General features: G+C 61.3%; 18 protein-coding genes and 2 pseudogenes. 10 read left to right on the forward strand and 10 right to left on the reverse strand.

Features of this window, described 5'->3' with window-relative positions:
- Nucleotides 1–5 precede the first annotated feature (5 nt).
- The 4 genes and pseudogenes from SLW74_RS07990 to SLW74_RS08005 form a co-directional block, all read right to left on the reverse strand.
- The gene (locus SLW74_RS07990) at nucleotides 6–626 is read right to left on the reverse strand and encodes a hypothetical protein (protein WP_410928562.1); all 621 of its coding nucleotides are present in this window, start codon (nucleotides 624–626) and stop codon (nucleotides 6–8) included.
- Between the two features lie 112 nt (nucleotides 627–738).
- Nucleotides 739–1,881: an OpgC domain-containing protein gene (locus SLW74_RS07995; protein ID WP_410928563.1), complete on the reverse strand. Its 1,143-nt coding sequence runs from the start codon at nucleotides 1,879–1,881 to the stop codon at nucleotides 739–741.
- Between the two features lie 144 nt (nucleotides 1,882–2,025).
- Nucleotides 2,026–2,268 (reverse strand): annotated as a pseudogene (locus tag SLW74_RS08000) (excisionase family DNA-binding protein); the annotation flags it as partial.
- Between the two features lie 246 nt (nucleotides 2,269–2,514).
- Nucleotides 2,515–2,886 (reverse strand): hypothetical protein, encoded by a 372-nt coding sequence (locus tag SLW74_RS08005; protein WP_065992506.1) that lies wholly within the window; start codon nucleotides 2,884–2,886, stop codon nucleotides 2,515–2,517.
- Nucleotides 2,887–3,086: 200 nt separating this feature from the next.
- Between SLW74_RS08005 and SLW74_RS08010 the strand changes: the two genes are divergently transcribed.
- From SLW74_RS08010 to SLW74_RS08020, 3 genes are all read left to right on the forward strand, one after another.
- The gene (locus tag SLW74_RS08010; RefSeq protein ID WP_065992508.1) at nucleotides 3,087–3,356 is read left to right on the forward strand and encodes a type B 50S ribosomal protein L31; all 270 of its coding nucleotides are present in this window, start codon (nucleotides 3,087–3,089) and stop codon (nucleotides 3,354–3,356) included.
- Nucleotides 3,357–3,518: 162 nt separating this feature from the next.
- A complete protein-coding gene (gene ddlA, locus SLW74_RS08015; protein ID WP_192135175.1) occupies nucleotides 3,519–4,610 on the forward strand; it encodes a D-alanine--D-alanine ligase in 1,092 nt (363 codons plus the stop codon).
- A 2-nt stretch (nucleotides 4,611–4,612) separates the two neighbouring features.
- Entirely contained in the window at nucleotides 4,613–5,017 is a 405-nt protein-coding gene (locus SLW74_RS08020) for an NUDIX hydrolase (protein ID WP_065993203.1), read from the forward strand.
- Nucleotides 5,018–5,044: 27 nt separating this feature from the next.
- Here SLW74_RS08020 and metR read toward each other — a convergent pair whose 3' ends face one another.
- Nucleotides 5,045–5,962 carry a transcriptional regulator MetR gene (gene metR, locus SLW74_RS08025; protein ID WP_065992512.1) on the reverse strand — a complete coding sequence of 306 codons (918 nt, stop codon included), beginning with the start codon at nucleotides 5,960–5,962 and terminating at the stop codon, nucleotides 5,045–5,047.
- A gap of 207 nt (nucleotides 5,963–6,169) precedes the next feature.
- On the opposite strand from metR, the pseudogene SLW74_RS08030 reads away from it, so the two are divergent.
- The 7 genes and pseudogenes from SLW74_RS08030 to SLW74_RS08060 all read left to right on the forward strand — a co-directional run.
- Nucleotides 6,170–6,778, forward strand: a pseudogene (locus SLW74_RS08030) (5-methyltetrahydropteroyltriglutamate--homocysteine S-methyltransferase); the annotation flags it as partial.
- 156 nt (nucleotides 6,779–6,934) lie between these two features.
- A complete protein-coding gene (locus tag SLW74_RS08035; protein WP_237250358.1) occupies nucleotides 6,935–7,927 on the forward strand; it encodes an alpha/beta fold hydrolase in 993 nt (330 codons plus the stop codon).
- A 110-nt stretch (nucleotides 7,928–8,037) separates the two neighbouring features.
- Nucleotides 8,038–8,706 (forward strand): DsbA family oxidoreductase, encoded by a 669-nt coding sequence (locus tag SLW74_RS08040; protein ID WP_296308572.1) that lies wholly within the window; start codon nucleotides 8,038–8,040, stop codon nucleotides 8,704–8,706.
- Between the two features lie 172 nt (nucleotides 8,707–8,878).
- Complete coding sequence (locus SLW74_RS08045) at nucleotides 8,879–9,592, forward strand: GntR family transcriptional regulator (RefSeq protein ID WP_192135167.1); 714 nt, start codon at nucleotides 8,879–8,881, stop codon at nucleotides 9,590–9,592.
- On the forward strand, nucleotides 9,589–10,605 hold the full coding sequence (locus tag SLW74_RS08050) for an ADP-ribosylglycohydrolase family protein (protein ID WP_065992522.1): 1,017 nt from the start codon (nucleotides 9,589–9,591) through the stop codon (nucleotides 10,603–10,605). The genes SLW74_RS08045 and SLW74_RS08050 overlap by 4 nt, the downstream gene beginning before the upstream one ends.
- A 159-nt stretch (nucleotides 10,606–10,764) precedes the next feature.
- Complete coding sequence (locus tag SLW74_RS08055; RefSeq protein WP_410928564.1) at nucleotides 10,765–12,234, forward strand: purine-cytosine permease family protein; 1,470 nt, start codon at nucleotides 10,765–10,767, stop codon at nucleotides 12,232–12,234.
- Complete coding sequence (locus SLW74_RS08060) at nucleotides 12,224–13,165, forward strand: PfkB family carbohydrate kinase (RefSeq protein ID WP_410928565.1); 942 nt, start codon at nucleotides 12,224–12,226, stop codon at nucleotides 13,163–13,165. The genes SLW74_RS08055 and SLW74_RS08060 overlap by 11 nt, the downstream gene beginning before the upstream one ends.
- 187 nt (nucleotides 13,166–13,352) lie before the next feature.
- On the opposite strand, the gene SLW74_RS08065 is transcribed toward SLW74_RS08060, so the two are convergent.
- From SLW74_RS08065 to SLW74_RS08085, 5 genes are all read right to left on the reverse strand, one after another.
- A complete protein-coding gene (locus SLW74_RS08065; protein WP_192135160.1) occupies nucleotides 13,353–14,678 on the reverse strand; it encodes a sigma-54-dependent transcriptional regulator in 1,326 nt (441 codons plus the stop codon).
- Between the two features lie 197 nt (nucleotides 14,679–14,875).
- A complete protein-coding gene (locus tag SLW74_RS08070; protein WP_410928566.1) occupies nucleotides 14,876–16,774 on the reverse strand; it encodes an ATP-binding protein in 1,899 nt (632 codons plus the stop codon).
- Between the two features lie 89 nt (nucleotides 16,775–16,863).
- Nucleotides 16,864–17,598, reverse strand: coding sequence for an amino acid ABC transporter ATP-binding protein (locus SLW74_RS08075; protein WP_065992531.1), 735 nt, complete (start codon nucleotides 17,596–17,598; stop codon nucleotides 16,864–16,866).
- Nucleotides 17,595–18,263 carry an amino acid ABC transporter permease gene (locus tag SLW74_RS08080; RefSeq protein ID WP_192135289.1) on the reverse strand — a complete coding sequence of 223 codons (669 nt, stop codon included), beginning with the start codon at nucleotides 18,261–18,263 and terminating at the stop codon, nucleotides 17,595–17,597. The genes SLW74_RS08075 and SLW74_RS08080 overlap by 4 nt, the downstream gene beginning before the upstream one ends.
- Nucleotides 18,260–19,006, reverse strand: coding sequence for an amino acid ABC transporter permease (locus SLW74_RS08085; protein WP_065992535.1), 747 nt, complete (start codon nucleotides 19,004–19,006; stop codon nucleotides 18,260–18,262). The genes SLW74_RS08080 and SLW74_RS08085 overlap by 4 nt, the downstream gene beginning before the upstream one ends.
- Nucleotides 19,007–19,041 lie beyond the last annotated feature (35 nt).

Consider the following 19,041-nt stretch of genomic DNA (forward strand, 5'->3'; position numbering starts at 1 on the left):
ATCAATTAAACATGTTCAGAAATCAGGGAAGGCTTTCTCTCCGCTCTCTCGTCTATCTGTTTCTTCCACGTCTGTACCATGTCTTCACTCTCGAGGATTTTTCCGTAGTCAACAATCCGGGCGATATCAGCCGCCTCAAGCTTGTAGCGGGCATTGAAGCCGGTTTTGTCATATTTGGCTAACGCTGACATTGCGCTGGAGTGGTCGACCAAATGATCCTTTATGCCTCGGTGCTTTAGCTGCTCTGTCAGCCAGATCCGCTCCTCTGTGGAGAGACTTTCCTGAGGGTCGAGTATCTGGATATTCCCACTGCTATCAAAGCCAAAGCTGAAGTTTTTGGAAGCCAGTTCCGGTCGTAGGTTATAGAGCTCGTTTTTGAATGACGTATAAGCCAGATTTGCCAGTTCAAGCGATATGGCCGCATCAATCCTTTTCAAGGAAAGATAGTCGGCCATGCTCGTTATGTTCTTCATATTCGGCTCGGTAAGCCACGGTTGTTCATCTTCCACGGCAACTGGGCCTTGAGACACGTCTAGGCTGCCGGGGGATTCGTCGCCCTGCTTTAGCTGTACTGAGATCCTCGCTGGTGCTAAAGCCACGTGCTGCATCAGGTGATGTAGTTCCATTTTTTCCTCCGCTGATTTGTCCACTCCTTCGCGTAACGGCAATTCGCGAAAAAGCTTTGCCTGATAAACCAGTAGGAAATTTCCGAAGCTCCATCCAAGTGAGACATGGTTCTCAAACCTTCACCACCTGCACCGCTTTCGGACTGCCCAATCGCTTGTTCAACTCCAGCCAGTTCGACAACAGCAGCATCAATCCCAGCCCCAACAACGCGATGATCACGCGCATTTGCCAGGCATCGTCAGCCAGCGCGTTCGCCATGTCGGCCAGCGGGGCGAGGAGGACGCCCAGGCAGAAGATCTCCAGCGAATAGCGGCCCATCCGGCAGGTCTGCTGGACAGGCCAGTTGTCGAGCCAGGTCATCGACGTCGGCAGCGTCTTCGCGACGACAGACACCAGCGCAAGGAAATGCAGCAGGCGCACCGGCGACAGGTCGGTTTTGCTGATTGGGTAGATCAATTCGGTGAGCGCGGTAGGTAGTAGCGCGTCATGCACGTCAGGAAATTTCCACAGCACGGTGATGACGCCGGCCAGCAGCAGGTAAGCCGCGGCTATGAGAAACAGCGGCTGTTGCCAAAGCGGCCGAGCAGGGGCGATTACGATTGGCGCCCGTTGGGTATGCAGGGCAAAGGCCCCGCCGAGCACGAAGATCAACTGCCAGGCGACGGGATTGAAATACCAGTAACCGCCGCCTTCGTAGGCGCGCAGGTTCCAGCCCAGCAGCGGCACCATCATGTACAGCGCAATCGACAGGCCGATCGCCAGCGCTGCGTTGCGCAGCATGACAGGCAGGATCAACGGCAACGTGCCCATCAGCAGGATGTACAGCGGCAGCGGGTCGGTGAGGTTGGGTTTAAAGCGCAGCAACAGCTCATCGGCCAGCGCCTGCTGCGGGTTGCCGACGAAATACTCCAGGCCCATCTCCCGCACCATGTCCCGGGTTTCGACGTGATTGTTGGCGACGAAAACGATGCCCATCAGCAGCATCAGCAAGAAGATGTGCGCGACGTACAGCACCCATGTGCGCCGCAGGATACGCAGGCACGCCACGACATAACCGTCACGCTGCGCCACGCGCCCGTAAGCGAGTACGGCGGCATAGCCGGCGAGAAACACGAACACCTCGGCGGCGTCGCTGAAGCCAAAATTGCGCAGTGTCAGTTGCGCGAAAGGGTTGGCTGGCACGTGATCCCAAAAAATGAAAATCAGCGCCAGACCCCGAAAGAAGTCGATGCGATGGTCGCGTCCGTTCGTCATGACGGTGGGCCTTGCAAAGGTGTTTAAAGAAGAGGGGCCAATGGGGCCATGGTTCCTTGCCGTCAGCAGGGTCTGATCGGCGGCGCGCAGGGTGGCGGGTTTGCGGGGTAAAAGCAAAGGGTGGATGTTGCAGGATGTCTCGCTCTATAGCTCTTCTGAAAGCCGGGACAAATCATCCATCGGTTTTCGGCTGGCTTCGTCGCGTTTGTTCTTGAACGCCATCAGGTCAGAGAACAACACTCTGCGGTAGCGACCGGTTTTAAAGTGAGGAAGAGCGCCTTCCCCAAGCAGCTTGACGAAATGAGGTCTAGAGACGTTGAGGAGATCAGCGGCTTCCTGAGTCGTCAGTTCGGCATGCACCGGGACCACCCTGACAACGTTGTCTAGAACTGAGGATGTTATTCGAAATAAACGAAAATGCGATGGCGCGCTCAGGTGAGCCTGCCGTCTCGGCTCGCAAGCCGTAGAGCAGTCCGAAATCGACTGGTGGACGGCGGCTCAACGCTTTCATTTGATCTCATCCCTGCGACACCGTCAGGTTGGCCTGGAACCGGCATTTTTAACGACGAGCAACGCACCAGGGGAACTCACAGGCGCCCCTTTTTTCGCGCAGATTTCCAACCCAACCGTGAATTACTGAGCTTCCGGCATCAGCATCGGCTTGCGGTCCAGCGTCTCGCTGACCATTCGATAAATGTCTTCTTTGCCCTCGTCGTTGCAGCAGCGGATCTCGTGGAGCACTTCGCGCTCTTTGGGAGACAGCGCGATGTAGTTCCATTCACACGCCTGGCGCATGAACACGTCGTGGTCGTTGACCGGCATGACGTCGTCAGCGGCTTCGTGAAAAGCCTCCACGATCGTTTCGATCAGGCTGACGAGTTGCTCGGATTCAGGCTTACCGCCAGTTGCCTGGACCAGACGCTGCAGATGATTCAACGCGCTGCGGGCGTCAATCAGCTTCATGTGTCCCGGGACACTCATTTCGTATCGATCGATCAAGTGCATGGCACTCCCTCCTGGTGTTTTTGTTCATTCCGTTCCCGTCGAGGACCGGGCTGAGGTCGTCAGAGGCGCGAACGTTAGCGGCAGGGGAAGCGGCGGAAAAGGCGAAAGTTGTAACCGTTACAAAATCGTTAGCGGTTGAACTTTATCGAATTGATACTGTATAACGTATTACATGATTGTTTACATTCTGGAGAAAAACGATGAAGCCCGACATCCATCCCGACTACCGTAAAGTGCTCTTCCACGACACTGCTGCCGATGTGTTTTTCCTGATCGGCTCCACGGTTGATACCGATCGCACACACACGCACACCGATGGCACCACCTACCCTTATGTTGCCCTCGACGTGTCCAGCGCGTCGCATCCCATGTACACCGGTCAACAACGCAAGACCACCACCGAAGGCCGTATCGCGGGCTTCAACAAGCGCTTCGCGACCTTCGGTTCCGGCGCCAGGAAAGAGGAATGACAGCAGCACCTCCCGCGCTCCGGGCATCGCCAGTCGATCACCCGGGCGCGGGATTTTTTTGCCCCGTTTTTCCTGTATTCCGTCTCGCAAGCCACCTTGGCACTGGACTATCGGGCCAAATTGCTTTTAGCTCTGCGACCTGAAATTCAGGAGCATCCCCCTTTGAAAAAGTCAGTCGCCATCGTTTTCGGTGGGCAATCCTCCGAGCATGAAGTGTCGTTGCAATCGGCGCGCAACGTGATCAACGCGATTGATCGCAACAACTTCTCCATCACCCTCATTGGTGTCGACAAGCAGGGCCACTGGCTGCGCTTCGACGAGCAGGATTACCTGCAGAACCCTACTGATCCTGCGCACATCAAGCTCAGTGACTCCGGGCGTCTGCTTTCGCTGATGCCGGGCGCCAGCGGGCCGCAATTCGTGGAAGTGCAGACCGGCGCAGAGGTGCCGCGCATCGACGTGGTGTTCCCGCTGATCCATGGCAGTTTCGGGGAAGACGGCTGCCTGCAAGGCATGCTGCGGCTGCTGGACATTCCGTTCGTGGGCCCGGATGTGCTGAGCTCCGCGGCTTGCATGGACAAGGATGTGACCAAACGGCTTCTGCGCGATGCGGGTATATCGGTGGCGCCGTTCGTGGTCCTTCAGCGTGGCGAGACGGTGGATTTCGTCAGCGTCTCCGCCCAGCTGGGCCTGCCGCTTTTCGTCAAGCCGGCGTGCCAGGGATCGTCGGTTGGCGTGAGCAAAGTCACCGACGAAGCCGGCTATGCCGCCGCGCTGAAGCTGGCCTTCGAGTACGACAACAAGGTGCTGATCGAGCAGGGTATCGTCGGTCGCGAAGTGGAATGCGCCGTGCTGGGCAACCACGAGCCGAAGGTCAGTGTGTGCGGTGAGGTCGTGGCCAATGACGAGTTTTACGCCTACGACACCAAGTACCTGAACGACGGTCAGGCGCGCATCGCGATCCCCGCGCAGATGGCCGAAGAGATGAGCGAGGCCGTGCGTGAAGTGGCGCTGCAGGCCTATCGCGTGCTGGGCTGCGCCGGTTTGGCGCGGGTGGATTTCTTTGTCACCGAGGCACGGGAAATCATCATCAACGAGGTCAACACGCTCCCCGGCTTCACCTCCATCAGCATGTACCCGAAACTCTGGCAGGCCAGCGGATTGAGCTACGCCGAGCTGATCGATCGGTTGATCACCCTGGCGCTGGAACGTGCCGAAGAAACCCGCGCGCTGAAAACCGAGGTGGTGCTGTGACGGTGAAGACGCTCCGTATTGCCGCCGCGCTGCTGACCCGTGCCGATGGCAAGACGCTGCTGGTGCGCAAGCGCGGGACTGAAGCGTTCATGCAGCCGGGCGGCAAGATCGATGCCGGCGAGTCGGCGCTCGATGCGCTGGCCCGTGAGCTGAACGAAGAACTGGGGCTGGTCATCGCGCCTGAACACGCGCGATTCCTGGGCGAGTTTTCGGCGGTGGCGGCGAATGAGCCGGGCTTTGAAGTGAATTGCCAGCTGTACGGCGTTCACGTGGACGAGCCGGTCAATCCCGCGGCCGAGATCGAGGAAGCGATCTGGGTCGACGGCGAGAATATTGAGCAGTTGCACCTGGCGCCGCTGACCCGGGATTCGATATTGCCGCTGTACCGAGGCCTGCCAATCGCCTGATTTTGATGGGGGGGGCGGTGCGGCGGGTTAACGAACCGCGCTCACCCCGTCCAGTGTCGAAAACGACGTGTCCTTCGCCGTCAGCAGGAAGTCACGCATGTAGGGCGCGTCCAGCATGTCTGCGCGAATCGCCGCGTACAGCGTGGCGAACAATCCTTTTTCCCCCAGCCGCTTGCCCTTCACATACCCGCGTGAGCTGTATTCATGCAGCGCCCAGTGGGGCATCCCGCACACGCCGCGGCCGCTGGCGACCAGTTGCATCATCATCACCGTCAGCTCGGACGTGCGCACCTGCGCCGGTTCGATGTCGGCCGGCTCAAGGAAACGCGTGAAGATGTCCAGGCGGTCGCGCTCGACGGGGTAGGTGATCAGGGTTTCATTGATCAGATCTTCCGGCACCACATAAGGCCTGGCCGCCAGCGGATGCTGATTGGCGACCGCGAGCATGGCCTCGTAGGTAAACAACGGCACATAGGTAATGCCTGCCAGTTCCAGAGGGTCCGACGTCACCACCAGATCCAGATCGCCACGGGCCAGGGCGGGCAGGGGCGCGAAAGCGAAGCCTGACGCCAGATCAAGTTCCACCTCAGGCCATGCATCGCGGAACTGGTCGATCGTCGGCATCAGCCACTGAAAGCAACTGTGGCATTCAATAGCCATGTGCAGACGCCCTGCGACACCGCCGGCGAGTCGCGAGATATCCCGTTCGGCATGGCGCAGTTGCGGCAGTACCGAGTCGGCCAGTTGCAGCAGTCGCAGGCCCGCGCTGGTGAAGCGCACCGGTTTGGTCTTGCGCACGAACAGCGGCATGCCCATGCGTTCTTCCAGCTCCTTGAACTGGTGCGACAGCGCCGACTGCGTCAGATGCAGGCGGTCAGCGGCGTCAACGAGGCTGTCTGCTTCGCGTAACGCATGCAGGGTTTTCAGGTGGCGAATTTCCAGCACCGACGGCGCTCCATGAGTAAATTTTGTGATCAACACGAATTTAATGAGTTTGTCTCATGTCAGGGTAAGTGTCGACAATGGCGCCATCTTTTGAAGGAAGCAGTCAGCATGGGCCAGGTCAACAACTCTAATTTTCCTCACATCGGCGTGGCCAGGGGCTTCAAGCACATCCTCGAAACCCTGGGTGACGGCATTGATGTGGATTCGGTGCCAACGTTTACCCATGACCAGCGCTTCAACCTGAGCTGGGCGCCGCTGTTCGATGAGGTCGACCAGGCCCGCGCCGAGGGCCACACCCTCCGGCCGGAGATCATCGGTCCCTTGACGTACCTCTGGCTGGGACAAGCGGAAGGGGAGGGCTTCGATAAGCTCGACCTGCTCGACCGTCTGCTGCCGGTCTACGGCGAGATCCTCGGCCGGCTGGCGGGCAAGGGCGTCGAGTGGGTACAGATCGACGAGCCAATTCTGACCCTCGACCTGCCCCAGGACTGGAAGAACGCCTTCGAGCGCGCGTACCACGCCTTGCAATACTCGCCGCTTAAAAAGCTGCTCGCGGTCTCCTGCGGCGGTCTGGGGCTGGGCAGCAACCTTGGCCTTGCGGTGTCTTTGCCAGTGCAAGGCCTGCATGTCGATGTGCTCAGTGCCCCGGAGCAAATGCCTCTGGTGCTGGACCGCCTGCCCATCTACAAGGTGCTGTCGCTGGGTGTAGCAGGCGAACTTGACCCCGCTGGCACCGACAGCGAAGCCGCCCTTGAGGTGGTAAAAGAGGCTCAACTGCGCTTCGCCGACAACCTGTGGGTGGCAGATTCGATCAGCTCGCCGGCAACAGCGGCCGCGTGAATACAGGGTGAGATGACCGTTTTGCTACCGCTCAGCCCTCTTCATCAAACTGTCACGCAACTGTGGCAGCGCGCTTGAGCAAACTTCATCAGACTCGCGGCCTACTGGGATTCTGTGTGTCGGTGTTTTTCCATGCGGGTTTTACTTTTTCTGGCTGCGCTCTTGTGCAGCCTGCCGTCTTTTGCGGCCTCTCGATGCGATGTTGACGTTCCCACGCAGGTGGTCGAGCTCGATGACGTGCACCTGGCGTATCAAAGCATCGGGCGTGATTCCGATCCGGCGCTGCTGTTGGTCATGGGGCTTGGGGGTCAACTGATCCACTGGCCGGACGAAGTGGTCGTTGCCTTGTGCCAGCAGGGCTTTCGCGTGATTCGCTACGACAACCGGGACGTAGGATTGTCGACCTGGGTCCAGGCGCCGCCGAGTCCCAACCTCACCTACGAAGTGCTGCGCTACAAAATCGGCCTGCCGGTGTCGGCGCCGTATTCGCTGACCGACATGGCTCAGGACGCGCTCGGCCTGATGGACGCGCTGCACGTTCAGCAATTCCATGTGCTGGGGGCCAGCATGGGCGGCATGATTGCGCAGCATCTGGCGGACATGGCGCCCAAGCGCGTGGAGAGCCTGACGCTGATCATGACCAGCTCCGGCGCGCCCGGGCTGCCGATGCCCAGCCCGGCGTTGTTGCAGCTGCTGGCGCGTCGCGGCGCCCCGGACCGGCAGACTGCCCTTGAGCAACAGGCCGATCTTCTGGCGGCGCTGGGCAGCCCGGAGGTCAAGGATGATCGGCAGATGCTGTTGCATCAGGCGGCGGTTTCCTACGACCGGGCGTTCAACCCTGAAGGCGTGAAGCGCCAGATTCTGGCGATCCTGTCCGAACCCAGCCGAGTGGAATTGTTGAATCGTCTGCGCGTGCCAACGCTGGTCGTTCACGGCACCGCCGACCCGCTGTTGCCGGTCATGCACGGAATTCATGTGGCGGCGCACATTCAGGGCAGCCAGTTGAAGCTCATTCCCGGCCTGGCCCACCGCTTTCAGGAAGCCTTCAAGGCCCCGCTGCTGGCGGCCGTGTTGCCGTATTTGCGCGAGCATCGTGAAGACGCATCCCACGTCGCGCAGCTCTAATAAGACGGCGGGGTTGACCCGCCCATTGAGGGTGGGCGTGCCGGTGTAGGGTTTGAGCGCCACCGTGATCGGCGTATCGTGGTGCTTTTCCTCTCTTGCACGAGGCTGCCATGAGCACTCCGCTGAAAATCGATTTCATCTCCGATGTGTCCTGTCCCTGGTGCATCGTCGGCCTGCGCGCGCTGGACCAGGCGCTTGAGCATCTGGGCGATGAAGTTCAAGCCGACATTCACTTCCAGCCCTTCGAACTCAACCCGCAAATGCCCCCTGAAGGCCAGGACATCTTCGAGCACATCGCCGAAAAGTACGGCTCGACGCGGGAACAATTCCAGGCCAACGCCGAGAACATCCGTGAGCGCGGTGCAGAACTCGGGTTCGTCTTCAAGCAGGGCGAGCGGCGCATTTTCAACACCTTCGACGCCCATCGACTGCTGCACTGGGCTGAGCTGGAAGGCAAGCAGCACGCGCTGAAAGAAGCGCTGTTCACGGCGTATTTCAGCCAGCATGCCAACGTATCCAGCCACCAGGTGCTGGCGGATGTTGCGCAGAAAGTGGGGCTGGACCGGGTGCGCGCCGAGGCCTTGCTGGCCAGCGATCAGTACGCCAGCGACGTTCGAGAACTCGAGCAACTGTGGGTATCGCGGGGCGTGAGTTCGGTGCCGACGATCGTCTTCAACGACCAGTACGCCGTTTCCGGTGGGCAACCCGTCGACGTGTTCGTCAGCGCCATTCGTCAGATCGTGGGCGATGAATCGAGCGTAGTGAATCGGGCTGATTGAAACGCGAGATGAGGCCTGACGCGCAGCGCACAGGCGGCTGATCCGGGGCTCTTCGACCCCGGACGGCCGATTATCCTTCTGCGCGTGCAGCCGTCACCTGCTGTTACGCCTCCGTCATTGCATTTCAAAAAACACTTGCTCCTCCCAGCCACTTTCGGATATCAATTTGTACATGATTAGACAGGTTCGATTCGACAAGAAAAAACGTGTGGTGGATGAGCTGGCTCGCCGCATCGAGACCGGACAGATGGGGTCGGGTGAGTTGTTGCCGGGCGAGAATCTGCTCGCACAGGAATTCAACGTCAGCCGCGGCACGCTGCGCGAGGCGCTGTCCGAACTCAAGCGGCGCAACTACATCGCCACGCAAACCGGCGTCGGTTCGATCGTCACCTACGACGGCATCTCGCTGGATCAGCGCGCCGGTTGGGCCCAGGCCCTGGCCGACACGGGGGCCAGGGTCAGCACCGAGATTCTGCGTCTGGTGGCGGTGCAGCGGCCCGATCTGGCAGGACGGTTCGGCACGGCCGAGTTCATCGCGCTGGATCGTCGGCGCACGGCGGGGGATGGCAGCGTGGTTTCCCTGGAGCGTGTGCTGATCCCGGCCTGCGACGGTCTGGAAAATCTGCCCCGCGACGGGCTGATCGATGATTCGCTGACGGTCACCCTGGCTGCCCACGGGTATGTCGGTGATCGCGGCGATCAGTGGATCGGTGCCGAGCCCCTGAGCAACGACGACGCGGCGCTGATGTTGCGCCAGCCGGGCTCGGTGTTCCTCAAGGCGACTCGCACTACTTTTGATCGCCGCGAACGTTTCATGGAGCACGTGGAAAGTCTTCTTGACCCCGTGCATTTTCGTCTGCATCTGGCTTTTGGATCACCCACATGACTGCACTGATCGACACGCGCGACCGAGGCCTGGGCGCTTTTTACGGATTGGCGCTGGGCGACGCGTTGGGCATGCCGACGCAGTCCTTGAGTCGCGAGCAGATCAGGCAGCGATTCGACCGCATCACTACGTTGCAGGCTGCCGGTGCCGATCAGCCTATTGCGCCGAACATGCCTGCCGGATCGATCACCGATGACACCGAACAAGCCGTTTTGGTCGCTGAACTGCTGGTCGCTGGAGAAGGGCGCATCGAGCCGTCGGATCTGGCGCAGAGCCTGATCGACTGGGAAGCGGTGATGCAGGCCAAGGGTTCGCAAGACCTGCTCGGCCCCTCGACCAAGCGCGCCATCGAGATGATTCTGGCCGGTCACAGCCCCGAAGAATCGGGGCGTTTCGGCACCACCAACGGCGCCGCCATGCGCATCACGCCGGTGGGCATTGCCTTCGATGTGCGCGAAGAGGCGCGTTTCGTCGAGGCGGTCAAACAGGCCTGCCAGGTCACCCACAACACCAATCTCGGGATCTCCAGCGCAGCAGCGGTCGCGGCGGTTGTCTCGGCAGGTATCAGCGGTGCCACTCTGGGCGAAGCCCTCGACGTCGGCGCGCGCATCGCCCATGAGGCCGAGGGCTACGGGTACTGGATCGCCGGGGGCCGCATTGCCGCCCGAATCCGGTGGGCCAAACAACTGTGCGTCGAATGCAGCAATGAACAACTGCCCGAATTGATTTATGACGTGATCGGCACGTCCGTCGCCTCCCAGGAATCGGTGGTTGCGGCCTTCGCCCTCGCCCATCAAGTGGCTCGCGGGCAGGTATCGGCATTCGATGCGCTGTGCATGGCCGCCAGCCTGGGCGGCGACACCGACACCATCGCCGCCATTCTCGGGGCGATGCTCGGTGCCTGCGAGGGCATGGCCGCCTGGCCCGCACCGCTGATCGAACAGATCCACACCGTCAACGGACTCGACCTTCATCCCGTGGTCGAGCAGTTGCTGTCCCTGCGCGGGGTCTGATCCGACCGAAGCCAGCCCGTATAAAGAACAAGACCTACCTCGCGGCTCCATGTAGCGGCGAGTCAGGGCTTTTGCAGCCTGCAAAAGCCCACGCTGACACGGACGTCGTTTGCTTTGCGTACTGCCCACAACCAGAACAAATGGCACAGGAGCATTCACATGACGACATCCAACGCCGCTCAAGGCGCAGGTCAGCTTGAAACACGCGGCATCGAACCGGTTCCGGAGAACGAATGCAACGGCTACCCGTTGCAGCTTTTCTGGGTGTGGTTTGCGGCCAACATCAGCATCCTCGGTTTGCCGCTGGGGGCAACGCTCGTGGCCTTTCGCGGGCTGTCGATCGGGCAGGCGATCATCGTGGCGATCCTCGGCGCGGCCGGTTCGTTTGCTGTCGTGGGGGTCATCTCCATTGCCGGCCGACGGGGCAGGGCACCGAGTCTGACGCTGTCGCGGGCGATTTTCGGGGTGCGCGGGAATATCGGCCCTACCATCGTCTCGCTGATGTCGCGCCTGGGCTGGGAGACGGTGAACACCACGACCGCCGCTTTCGTACTGCTGTCGCTGTGCTCGATTCTCTTCGCCACGCCGGTGGAAGCTAAAAGTGCGCCGGGCCTGACCCTGGTGTTCATCGCCATTTTCGTGCTGATGACGCTGACCGTTTCCGGGCTCGGCCACGCCACGCTGCTGGTCATTCAGAAATGGGCGACGTACATCTTCGGCGCTTTGAACGTCATCGTCGGCGGGTTCCTGATCGCGCACATCGACTGGGCGGCCGTGTTCAACGCCGCGCCTGCACCGGTGAGCGCGATGATCATCGGTATCGGCACCATGGCGGCCGGCACGGGCATCGGCTGGGCCAACGCGGGCGCCGACATGTCGCGCTATCAGCATCGCAGCGTCAAAGCCACGCGGCTGGTGGCGTCGGCTGCTTTCGGCGCAGGCATTCCACTGGTGTTGCTGATCACCCTGGGCGGGCTGCTGTCGGTGGGCAATGACCACCTGGCGTCGGCCACCGATCCGATCGTCGCGATCCGCGAACTGCTGCCGACCTGGATGGCGGTGCCGTACCTGATCACGGCATTCGGCGGGCTGCTGCTCTCCAACAATCTGTCGGTGTACTCGGCGGGCCTGACCACGCTGACGCTGGGCCTGAGGATCAAGCGCGTGCACGCAGTGATTGTCGACATCGTGGCGATCTTCGCCGGCTCGATTTACTTCATGCTGATCGCCGACAGTTTCTACGGCCCGTTCATCACGTTCATTTCGATGCTCGCCGTGCCAATCACCGCGTGGGTCGGGATCTTCGTCGTCGACCTGATGCATCGCCATTACTATTCCCCCGCTGACTTGATGGACGTCTCGCCGCGCAGTGCCTATTGGTATCGCGGCGGGATCGAGTGGCGTGCGCAGGGTGCGTGGGCCCTGGCCATCGTGCTTGGGTACAGTTTCACCACCGTCGCGACCACGCCGGAGAACGTGATATTCAAAGGTTTGCTGTCCGACTCGTGGTTCGGCCATAACGGGCTGGGCTGGATCGTGACCTTCGTGGTCGCCGGCGGTGTGTATGCTTTGCTGGGCGGCGCCCGTGACCGTCGCGTCCTTGCCGAAGAGGTTGTTCATGCCCGCTAGATTGCTCTACACCGGCCAGGTCGTGGTCGATCTGGTGATGGCGCTGGACGCCTTGCCCCGCTCCGGCGGCGATGTGCTCGCCCGCTCGGCGGCCTTCGAAACCGGCGGGGGATTCAACGTGATGGCCGCCGCACGGCGCAGTGGTATGCCAACGCTGTACCTCGGTCGCCACGGTGCGGGGCGTTTCGGCGATCTGGCGCGGCAGGCCATGGCGGCAGAAGGCATCGACATCGCGGCGGCGGCGTCGGCGGGTCAGGACACTGGCCTGTCGGTGGCGCTCATCGAGCCTTCGGCCGAGCGCTCGTTCATTTCCTACGTCGGCGCCGAGGGCGGTTTGTCGGCTGACGATCTGCGCGGCGTCGAGGTGCAGCCTGAAGATTATGTGTTCGTCAGTGGCTACAGCTTGCTGCACGACGGCAAGGTGTCGACGCTGCTGGACTGGCTCGTGCAGTTGCCAGCGGGGGCGGGCGTGGTGTTCGATCCGGGGCCGCTGATCGATTCGCCGGAGGCGTCCGGGATGCAGGTGGTGTTGCCATTGATCACGCTGTGGACGAGCAATGCCGAAGAAGCGCTGCGCTTCACCGGGTGCGAGACGATCGAGGGGGCCCTGGACAGGCTGGCGCACTGGCTGCGCAAGGATGCCTTGATGGTGGTGCGCGACGGACCGAATGGCTGCTGGATCCGTCAGGGTTCCGAGCCCCGACACGTGCGCGGCTTCCCGGTGACGGCCATTGACACCAATGGCGCCGGTGATGCCCATGCGGGGGTGTTGCTGGCCGGGCTGGCGTCAGGGCTGTCCGCTGCAGAAGCCGCATTGCGCGCCAATGCGGCGGCGGCCATTGCCGTCACTCGCTGGGGCCCGGCGACTGCACCGACGGCGGCAGAGGTGGATGAGTTAGTCGGCAGCAGCGAATTTCCCCTGGCACCCTGATGACCCCCGCCATCGCATGACCTGTAGGAGCGTGGCTTGTCCCGCGATCTGGCGCGAAGCGGCAGCCAATCCGCTGACTGCGTTCCTCAGGAAGGACCGAGTCGTCCGGTTTACGACTGCTGCGCAGCCGATCGCAGGACAAGCCACGCTCCTACGGTCTGCGGCGAGAATCAAACAGCGAACTTGCTCACCCCAACCCGTATTTCTTCACTTTGTCGAACAGCGTGGTCTTGGCCATGCCCAGTTCCTGGCTGGCCTGGCTGAGATTCCCGCCGCTGCGCTGCAGCGCCTCACCCAACAGGTTCTTCTCGAATGCTTCCACGGCTTCGGCGAAATCCAGGCTCTGGGTGGCGACTTCCGCACCGGCGGTCTTGAATGCTGGCAGGCCCAATGCGTACCGCTCGGCGACGTTGCGCAGCTCGCGCACATTGCCCGGCCAGTCGTGGGCCAGCAGCGCCGAGCGGGTCTTTGCGTCCAACTGCGGCGCCTCGCGGTCGAAGCGCAGTGAAGACTGCTGCAGAAAATGTTCGAACAACTGCAGGATGTCTTCACGGCGCTCGCGCAGGGGCGGCAGTTCGAGGGTCACCACGTTGAGCCGGTAATACAGGTCGCTGCGAAACTGGCCCGCTTTGCTCAGCGCGTTGAGCTCCGACTTGGTCGCCGCGATCACCCGGCAGTCCACCGCCACGCTCTGGTTTGAACCCAGTCGCTCCAGCGTGCGCTCCTGCAATACCCGCAGCAGTTTGATCTGCAGGTTGATCGGCATGCTTTCCACTTCATCGAGAAACAGCGTGCCGTCGTGGGCGTGTTCGATCTTGCCGATGCGGCGTTTGCCGGCGCCGGTGAAGGCGTTGGCCTCGTGGCCGAAGATTTCGCTCTCGAACAGGCTTTCCGGCAGGCCGCCGCAGTTCAGTGCAACGAACTGATGGTCGTGGCGGCGGCTGAAGTCATGGAGGCAGCGGGCAACCAGTTCCTTCCCGGTGCCGGTTTCGCCTTCGATCAGCACGTTGGCCGAGGTGTCCGCGACGTTGGCGATCAGTGCGCGCAGGGTTTGCATCGCCTGGGAGCGGCCAATGATCTTGCCTTCCAGAGAATCGCGCTCGGCCAGTTGCCGACGCAATGACCAGACTTCCCGGGCCAGCCCGCGTTGCTCCAGCGCGCGGCGGGCGACCTCGACCAGCCGCTCGGGGGAAAAGGGCTTTTCCATGAAGTCGTAGGCGCCATCGCGCATCGCACCGACGGCCATCGACACGTCGCCGTGACCGGTGATCAGCACCACGGGCAGGGTTCGATCGCGCTCTTTCAGGCGCTTGAGCAGCTCAAGCCCGTCGATGCCCGGCAGTCGAATGTCACTGATGACGATGCCGGCGAAATTCTCACTGATCAGCGCCAGCGCTTCTTCGGCGCTGCCCACGCCCTGGCTGTGAATGTCTTCCAGCGCCAGCGCCTGTTGGCAGCCGAGCAGGACATGCGGGTCGTCTTCGACAATGAGGACCGTCAGATCAGTGTTCATGGTGTATTCCAGTGCTGGCCCGCGAAGCGGTGTGTCAGGTTTTCGAACAGGGTCACTGCCCCGGTGCTTTCGCGAGCAGACTCGCTTTCATCAAACATCACCACACCGCTGAATCTTCAGCGGCTGGGATGCCGTCTTCGTGAGCAAGCTCACTCCCACATGAACTGTCACACCGAGACTGGGGATGCACGGATCTCTCACACACCCGCCGCCCCGGGGTCAACCAGCGGCAACACCAGCACAAACATCGTGCCGCCCTCGGCCGGGTGCTCAGCGTTGAGCGTGCCGCCGGCCGCCGTGGCAAGGCTGGCGGACAGCGTCAAACCCAACCCGAGGCCCTGCTCACCGGGCTTGGTGGTAAAGAAGGGTTCGAACAAATGCTTGCGCGCTTCGGCGTCGATGCCGTGGCCGTTGTCACGGACGCGCAACCGATAGCGGCCGTCGAACACGTCACCTTCCAGCCATAGAGCCGGCAGCGGCTGCGCCTGCATGGCGTCCAGCGCGTTGCCGATCAGGTTGACCAGAATCTGCTCAAGCCGGGTCTGATCAATCGCCAGTTCGACATCGTCGATCTGCTGATGCAGCGCCAGTGACGCATTGTCCAGACGCGCCGCGAGCAATTGCACTGCAGCCTCGACTGCCTTGCCCAGGGACGCCTGACCTTTATCTTCCCCGCGCCGGGCGAAGGCGCGCAGGCTGGCGGTGATACGGCCCATGCGGTCCACCAGATCGTTGATGGTGCGCAGGTTCGCACTCGCCGTGTCCAGCGCGCCCCGTTCGAGGAACCGAACGGTGTTGCCCGACAACGTGCGCAGCGCCGCCAATGGCTGATTCAGTTCATGGGCGATGCTGGTGGACATCTGGCCGATGGCCGCGAGTTTGCCGGCCTGGATCAATTCATCCTGGGCCTGGCGCAGGGTCTCTTCGGCCTGGCGACGTTCACGGATCTGGCCCTTGAGGCGTTCGTTGCTGGCGCGCAGGTCAGCGGTGCGGTCGGTAATGCGCCGTTCCAGCTCGTTGTTCGCCTGCTCCAGCGCTTCTCGGGCGGCGAGGCGGGTGGAAATCACCTTGCGCCGCTCGTTCCAGGCAATCAGCAGAAACGCCACCAGCGCGCAGGCGACGGCGACCAGCATTCCCTGATTGGCGGCTTCCCGGCGCAAGTCTTCCAGTGGTGTCAGCAGGGTCAGGTGCCAAGGCGTGTCAGCCAGTTCGCGGGTCTGCGCCAGATAACTCACCACCGTGTGCTCATGATCGACGCTGGTGTTGGCGGGAAAGGTCAGCTTCTCGACTCCGTCGGCAATCGATTCACGTTCCAGCGGCACCAGCTCGTTGAGCGGCCACCAGTAATATTGCAGGCTGCGCGCCAGCCGCTCCTTGATCTCGGCGGTCAGCGGGCGGACTGATTTCAGCCGTCGCGCTGGATCGCTGGAGAGGATGATGATGCCGTTCTCGTCGCTGACAAACGCTTCCAGGCGCGCGCGCTGCCAGCGTTCTTCCAGCGCCTCAAGCCGGACCTTGATCACCGCGACGCCGATGATTTTGCCTTTCTCTTCCAGCCCGTGGGCCAGGTAATAACCCGGTTCGCCGGTGGTGCTGCCGATGCCGTAGAAGCGCCCCGGCAAACCGCGAATCGCGTCCTGATAATAGGCGCGGAAAGACAAGTCCTCGCCGAGGTAACTGTCGGCGTCGCGCCAGTTGCTGGTCGCCAGCACCCGGCCGGTGGTGTCCAGCACATAGATGGCCCGACTGCGGCTGCGCCGGTTCAGGCCTTCGAGGTAATCGTTGACCTTGGAACGCAACTCCGCAGACGGATGGTTGAGCAGGTCGGAAACATTGGATTCCAGCTCCAGCACGCTGGGCAGGTAATTGTACTTGTTGATCTCGCTCTCGACGGTGCGCGCGTGCAGCTCCAGCTGACGCTGACCGTTTTCACCCAACGCCTTGATGGCATTCTTCTCGCTGTACAAATACGTGACGTAGCCCAGCGCAATCATCAGCAGGATGATCAGCGGTGGCACGAACAGATGGCGAATCAGTCGGGGTTTCACGGCGAGTGATGGCGGCGCGGCGCGGTAGAGAGGGGGGTCGCATTTCATCACAGTCGTCCTGGACCGGCCAGCCGCCCGTTTCATCAGGGATGAACGGGCGGCCGGCGGTTTTTACGCCCTCGAAGGGCTAATGCTTTTTAGTGCTGCAGGATTTTGTTGAGGAATTGCTGAGCCCGCTCGGAGCGCGCGTTGACGTCGCCGAAGAACTCTTCCTTTTCGCAGTCTTCGACGATCTGGCCCTTGTCCATGAAGATCACCCGATCCGCCACTTTGCGGGCGAAGCCCATTTCGTGGGTCACGCACATCATGGTCATGCCTTCATGGGCCAGTTGCACCATCACGTCGAGCACTTCGTTGACCATCTCCGGGTCGAGCGCGGAGGTCGGTTCGTCGAACAGCATCACCACCGGGTCCATGGCCAGTGCGCGGGCAATCGCCACACGTTGTTGCTGGCCGCCCGACAGTTGCCCCGGATGCTTGTGGGCATGGTCCGACAGGCCCACACGTTCGAGTAGTTGCAGGCCTTTTTTGGTGGCCTCTTCCTTGCTGCGGCCCAGCACTTTGATCTGCGCGATGGTCAGGTTTTCGGTGATGGTCAGGTGCGGAAACAGCTCGAAATGCTGGAACACCATGCCGACGCGCGAACGCAGTTTCGGCAGATTGGTTTTCGGGTCGGCGATTGAGGTGCCATCAACCACGATGTCGCCTTTCTGAAACGGCTCCAGCGCATTGACGCATTTGATCAGCGTGGACTTGCCCGAGCCCGACGGGCCGCAGACCACAATCACTTCACCTTTTTTGACCTCCGTGCTGCAATCGGTCAGCACCTGGAAGTCCCCATACCACTTGTTGATATTTTTGATGGAAATCATACGGCTAACCTTTTTTGCATGAACTTGACCAGGCGCGACGCGGCGAAGCTGATCGTGAAGTACACCAGACCGGCGACAATCAGGAACTCGTTGGAGCGCCCGATGATGTCGCCGCTGGAGCGTGCCGAGTTGAGGAAGTCGACCAGGCCGACCGTGTAGACCAGCGAGGTGTCCTGAAACAGGATGATGCTCTGCTGCAACAGCAGCGGGGTCATCTTGCGGAACGCCTGGGGCAGGATGATCAGGCGCATCATCTGGCCGTAGGTCATGCCCAGCGCCTGAGCGGCGCCCATCTGGCCGCGGGAAATCGACTGCACGCCGGCCCGCACGATTTCACAGAAGTAGGCCGCCTCGAACATCATGAATGCCACGACGCAGGAGGTGAACGCGCCGATCGGCGTGTCTTCGCCGGTGATCCAGCGCAGCACGAACGGCACCGCCAGGTAGAACCAGGTGATGACCAGCAGCAGTGGGATTGAGCGGAAGTAGTTGACGTAGGCGCCGGCAAGACGTGACGCCAGCTTGTTCGACGACAACCGCATCAGCGCCAGAATGGTGCCGATGATGATGCCGCCCACGATGCCCATGACCATCAACTGCAAGGTCATGAGCATGCCGTTCCACATGCCCGGAATCGCAGGAATCACTCCAGAGAAGTCCATTATTTACCTCCCACGGAGATCAGACCTGGCACCGCCACTTTCTTCTCGACCAGGCGCATGAGCAGCATCAGGCTCATGTTCAGGGTGAAGTAGATCAGCGTCGCCAGGGTGAAGGCTTCGAACAGGTTCGCGGAAAACTCGGCGGTCTGTTTGGTCTGCGCGAGCAACTCCATCAGGCCGATCAGCGACGCCACGGACGAGTTCTTGAACACGTTGAGGAATTCGGAGGTGAGCGGCGGAATGATGATCCGGTACGCCTGGGGCAGCAGCACGTTCCAGTAGATCTGCGGCAGCTTGAAACCCATGGCGCGCGCAGCGGATTCCTGCCCCACCGGCAGCGCCTGAATACCGGTGCGCACTTGTTCGCAGACACGTGCAGCGGTGAACAGGCCCAGGCACACGACAACACTCAGGAATGCCGAAGTCGTCGGGTTAAGGTCTTGCTTGTACCACTCCTGCAGGTTCTCAGGCAGCAGATCCGGCACGAGGAAGTACCAGATGAACAGCTGCACCAGCAGTGGCACGTTACGGAAAATTTCCACGTAAATCGCGGCAATTGAAGAAACGATGCGGTTGGGCACCGTGCGCATCACCCCGAGCACCGAGCCCAGCAGCAACGCAATGATCCAGGCAGCAACGGCAATGGCGATGGTCCAGCCCAGCCCGGTGATGTACCAGTCCAGATAGGTCTCGCTGCCGACGCCCGTGGACTTGAAGAACACGCCCCAGTCCCAGTTGTAGTTCATCAGGGTCTCCCCTCTTATCGATCGTTATGCACGCA

This window comes from Pseudomonas sp. W5-36, from assembly GCF_046540455.1.
GTDB lineage: Bacteria > Pseudomonadota > Gammaproteobacteria > Pseudomonadales > Pseudomonadaceae > Aquipseudomonas > Aquipseudomonas graminis_B.